The organism is Halopelagius longus (genome assembly GCF_900100875.1).
Lineage (GTDB): Archaea > Halobacteriota > Halobacteria > Halobacteriales > Haloferacaceae > Halopelagius > Halopelagius longus.
Genome location: NZ_FNKQ01000008.1, coordinates 1 through 1,270, shown reverse-complemented (window position 1 = coordinate 1,270; position 1,270 = coordinate 1). Strand labels below are relative to the sequence as shown.

Sequence of the window (1,270 nt, the reverse complement as noted above, 5' to 3'; positions counted from 1 at the left end):
GTGGTGGGTCCGATGCAGTATGAGTATGGCTCGGTCTGTTAGTGCTCGCGGGCTGAACGCCTCGTTGCCTCGGCGCGTACACCCCGAGTCTATCGAACTCGTCTTCTACGAGTGACCTCGGTGGTACCTCTTTTTCATGTGGGTTTCGAGCTTAGATGCGTTCAGCTCTTACCCCGTGTCGCGTAGCTGCCCGGCAACTGCCCTCTCGGACAACCGGTACACCAGCGGCGACCAATCGTAGTTCCTCTCGTACTATACGATCGTTCACGTCAGGTACCTTGACACCCCCAATAGATAGCAGCCGACCTGTCTCACGACGGTCTAAACCCAGCTCACGACCTCCTTTAATAGGCGAACAACCTCACCCTTGCCTGCTTCTGCACAGGCAGGATGGAGGGAACCGACATCGAGGTAGCAAGCCACCGGGTCGATATGTGCTCTTGCCGGTGACGACTCTGTTATCCCTAAGGTAGCTTTTCTGTCATCTACGGGTCCCATTGAGGAACCTCGTAGGTTCGCTAGACCACGCTTTCGCGTCAGCGACACTCGTTGGGAATGTCACTGTCAGACTTCCGTGTGCTCTTGCGCTCTTCCACGGGTTTCCGACCCGCGTGAGGAAATCTTTGGGCGCGCTCGATATCTTTTCGAGCGCGTACCGCCCCAGTCAAACTGCCCGGCTACCGGTGTCCTCCTCCCGGAGTGAGAGTCGCAGTCGCCGACGGGTAGTATTTCAATGATGACTCGGCGGCCCGCTGGCGCGGGTGCCTGCGTAACGTCTCCTACCTATGCTGCACATCGGAGACCACGTCTCAGCGACAGCCTGCAGTAAAGCTCTATAGGGTCTTCGCTTCCCCTTGGGGGACTCCAGACTCCGCACTGGAACGTACAGTTCACCGGGCCCAACGTTGGGACAGCGACGCTCTCATTGATCCATTCATGCAAGCCGCTACTGAAGCGGCAAGGTACTACGCTACCTTAAGAGGGTCATAGTTACCCCCGCCGTTGACGGGTCCTTCGTCCTCTTGTACGAGGTGTTCAGATACCCGCACTGGGCAGGATTCAGTGACCGTACGAGTCCTTGCGGATTTGCGGTCACCTATGTTGTTACTAGACAGTTGGAGCGTCCGAGTCACTGCGACCTGCTCGGTCAGGAGCAGGCATCCCTTATCGCGAACTTACGGGACTAATTTGCCGAATTCCCTAACGTCGGTTGATCCCGACAGGCCTTGGCTTTCTCCGCCTGAGCACCTGTGTCGGATCTCGGTACGAG

At 57.3% G+C, this 1,270-nt stretch carries 1 rRNA gene; it reads right to left on the bottom strand.

Annotated elements, in window-relative coordinates:
- Nucleotides 1–18: 18 nt before the first annotated feature.
- A 23S ribosomal RNA gene (locus tag BLS11_RS19660) occupies nucleotides 19–1,270 on the bottom strand; the annotation flags it as partial.